Here is a 3,487-nt window from a genome sequence, read left to right on the forward strand (position 1 = left end):
CGTCGAGGCCCTGGGCTGCCGCCAGCGCGTCGATCTCGGCCTCGGTGTGGGGGATGAACTCGTGCAGCGGCGGGTCGAGCAGGCGCACCGTCACCGGCAGGCCGGCCATGATCTCGAACAGCTCGACGAAGTCCGCCTTCTGGAACGGCGCGATCTTGCCCAGGGCGGCGCGGCGGCCGGCCTCATCGTCGGCCAGGATCATCTCGCGCACCGCGGCGATGCGGGCGTCGTCGAAGAACATGTGCTCGGTGCGGCACAGGCCGATGCCCTCGGCGCCGAAGCCGCGGGCGGTCTTCGCGTCGAGCGGCGTCTCGGCGTTGGCGCGCACCTTCAGGCGGCGGACCTTGTCGGCCCAGGCCATCAGGGTCTGGAAGTCGCCCGTCAGCTCGGGCTCTATCATGGCCACGGCGCCGTCGAGCACCTCGCCCTTCGAGCCGTCGATGGTGATGGTCTCGCCCGCCCTGAAGACGCGGCCGCGGGCGGTGAAGGTCCCGGCCTTTTCGTCGATCGACAGTTCGTTGATGCCGCAGACGCAGGGCCGGCCCATGCCGCGCGCGACGACGGCGGCGTGGCTGGTCATGCCGCCGCGCGCGGTGACGATGCCCCGCGCCGCATGCATGCCGTGGATGTCCTCGGGCGAAGTCTCCTCGCGCACAAGGATGACGGCGTCGCCCAGCTGGTTGAGCCGTTCGGCCTCATCGGCGTCGAACACGATCTTGCCCGTCGCCGCGCCCGGGCTGGCAGGCAGACCGGCGGCCACGACATTGCGCACAGCATTGGGATCGAGCGTGGGGTGCAGCAGCTGGTCCAGCGCCGACGGCTCCACGCGTGACACCGCCTCTTCCTCGGAGATCACGCCTTCTGCGGCCAGATCGACCGCGATCTTCAGGGCCGATTTGGCGGTGCGCTTGCCGTTGCGGGTCTGCAGCATCCACAGCCGGCCCTGTTCGACCGTGAATTCGATGTCCTGCATGTCGCGGTAGTGGCTCTCCAGCCGGCCGACGACGTCTACGAACTGGCCGAAGACGACCGGCATGGCCTCCTCCATCGAGGGGGCGGTCTCGCCCATCTCCTCGCGGCCCGCCTTCGTCAGCGACTGGGGCGTGCGGATGCCGGCGACGACGTCCTCGCCCTGGGCGTTGATCAGGAACTCGCCATACAGCCGGGCCTCGCCCGTCGACGGGTTGCGGGTGAAGGCGACGCCGGTGGCCGAGGTGTCGCCCATATTGCCGAAGACCATCGACTGGACGTTGACCGCCGTGCCCCAGCTTTCGGGGATGTCGTGCATGCGGCGATAGAATTTGGCCCGGTCGTTCATCCAGCTGGCGAAGACGGCCGAGACGGCGCCCCACAGCTGGTCGTTGGGATCCTGCGGGAAGGGCTGGCCCAGCCGGTCCTCGACCACCGCCTTGTAGTCGGCGACGACCTTCTCCCAGTCCTTCGCGCCCAGGTCGGTGTCGATGGTGACGCCCAGACGGTCCTTGTGGTCGTCCAGCACCTCCTCGAAGTCGTCGTGCGACAGGCCCAGCACGACGCTGGAGTACATGGTGATGAAGCGGCGGTAGCTGTCGAAGGCGAAGCGGCGGTCGCCGGACAGGGCGGCCAGCCCCTCCACGGTCTCGTCGTTGAGGCCGAGGTTCAGGACCGTGTCCATCATGCCGGGCATGGAGGCGCGGGCGCCCGAACGGACCGAGACCAGCAGCGGGTTCTTCGCATCGCCGAAGGTCTTGCCGACGACGGCCTCGACCGTCTTCAGCCCGGCGGCGACCTGTTCGGCCAGCTCGGCCGGATAGCTCTGGCCGTTGGAATAGTAGTGGACGCAGGCCTCGGTCGTGATGGTGAAACCGGGGGGCACGGGCAGGCCCAGCGAAGACATCTCGGCCAGGTTGGCCCCCTTGCCGCCCAGCAGGTTCTTCATCGACGCATCGCCGTCAGCGGAACCGCCGCCGAAGCCGTACACCCACTGAGTCATCGAATAGCCCCTGAGCCTGTCGTTTCGTCCGGCCTGACTAACGTGCTGCGCCCGCGAAGGCGAGGCCGGGGCTGTAACAAACCGTGAGCGGCTGTGACGTTCCGGCTTGAGGGGGCGAGAGTCCCCGCCCGTTCGGGAAAATGCGCAAATGGAGACTCTGGAGACATTCGCCCTCTCCGCCTTCCCTCCGGTTTCGTCGAAATCGGTGCTCTGACCGGGCGGCGCGCGCCCATGAAACGGTGCGTATCCTTCATGACGTCATTCAAGCATGCAGCCACGTCAGAATCGGACGGACGGGGTCTGGCGGCGCGCTCTCGAGGGCGAGTGTCTCGAAAAGCGGGGGCGGAAGGGGCGGATCGGGCGGGGCGGGAGTCCCGGGCTCGCGCTCGGGAGGCCGGGGCGGTCGCCGCCTCGCGTGCTGGATCAAGCGCGCCGCAGGCGGACATTGTCGAGGTCGCCTGAGGTGGAAAGCGGACATTGCCACGGGCAGGTCGGGCCGGGCATGCTCGCTCTTGGCCAAGCAATCGGCCTTGGTAGGGGACACACCAATGCGACGGGCTCTCATTGCGGTCGCGTCCGTGATCGGCTTGGCCTTACCGGCTTTGGCGAACTGCGCGAAGCCCAACCAGCCACCTATGTCAGGTCCCGCTTCTATCCGCTCCGACGTCCAACAGATCGTGGAGCAGATTGCCACGTTGCCTCCGGGAAGGGCGAGCAGGGACGAACAGCAGGCCCTGTTTGACCGGCTTATTGCCATCGGACCTGAGGCAGCCCCGACCCTCGTCGCGCTCATGGATGATCGTCGGCCACTCCCATGGCCCGCCATTTCGCTTGAGAGCCTGGCGCCTGACGCGTTCGAAGGTATCCGACATTATGGTCCGAAGCAGGTGGTCGATGCCTTGGCGGCAGTGCTCAATCAGATCACCGGAGAGCACTTCGGCTTTATCTATAATGGTGCGACCGAAGCGGAACGCACCGCATCAGTCGCGGCGTGGCGTGAGCATTTCAGAATGTCTGCGAGCACTTCGCGATAGCGAAAGTGACCGCAAGCAAGGTCCGCCACGGGTGGGGAGCTGACATTGGCCGGTGTGCGAGATGAAGACCTCGCGAGCGGGGGACACGCCTCCACACGGAAGCGAGACTGAACCTCAGCCGGCCCGCGCGCGGGATCACAGGGCCAGCGCCGCCCGCACCCCCGCCAGATGCGTCTCATAGTTCCGCCACCGGCCCGACGCCCGGCGGTACAGCGGCTCGCGCACCTGCCAGACGCTGGCCGTTCGCACGCCTGTTTCGGCCTTGTGGAAGTCGAGAACACCCTCCTCCCACTCCAGCCCGAGGTAGGCCAGCAGCCTCTCGATCGCCGGCCGCGGCTCGACCACGAGGGCGTCGTAGTCGAGGTCGAGAATATCGGGATACAGCCGCTTCCAGTGGGCCATCAACCGCCGGTACTGGCCGTGCCAGTGAACCAGATCGTCCAGATCCAGCGCATGCGCCATCGACCGGTCCAGATGCAGG

3 protein-coding genes are annotated in these 3,487 nt (G+C 67.4%); 1 reads left to right on the top strand and 2 read right to left on the bottom strand.

Going from position 1 to position 3,487, the window contains the following annotated elements:
* A partial coding sequence (gene ppdK / locus V6M42_RS14370; protein WP_332679140.1) for a pyruvate, phosphate dikinase occupies positions 1-1,972 on the bottom strand: 1,972 nt, incomplete at its 3' end.
* A 635-nt stretch (positions 1,973-2,607) separates the two neighbouring features.
* On the opposite strand from ppdK, the gene V6M42_RS14375 reads away from it, so the two are divergent.
* On the top strand, positions 2,608-3,006 hold the full coding sequence (locus tag V6M42_RS14375) for a hypothetical protein (RefSeq protein ID WP_332679141.1): 399 nt from the start codon (positions 2,608-2,610) through the stop codon (positions 3,004-3,006).
* Between the two features lie 135 nt (positions 3,007-3,141).
* Here the strand turns inward: V6M42_RS14375 and V6M42_RS14380 are convergent.
* The coding region (locus V6M42_RS14380; RefSeq protein WP_332679142.1) for a sulfotransferase at positions 3,142-3,487 on the bottom strand (346 nt) is incomplete at its 5' end.

It is taken from the genome of Brevundimonas sp. (assembly GCF_036677305.1).
GTDB lineage: Bacteria > Pseudomonadota > Alphaproteobacteria > Caulobacterales > Caulobacteraceae > Brevundimonas.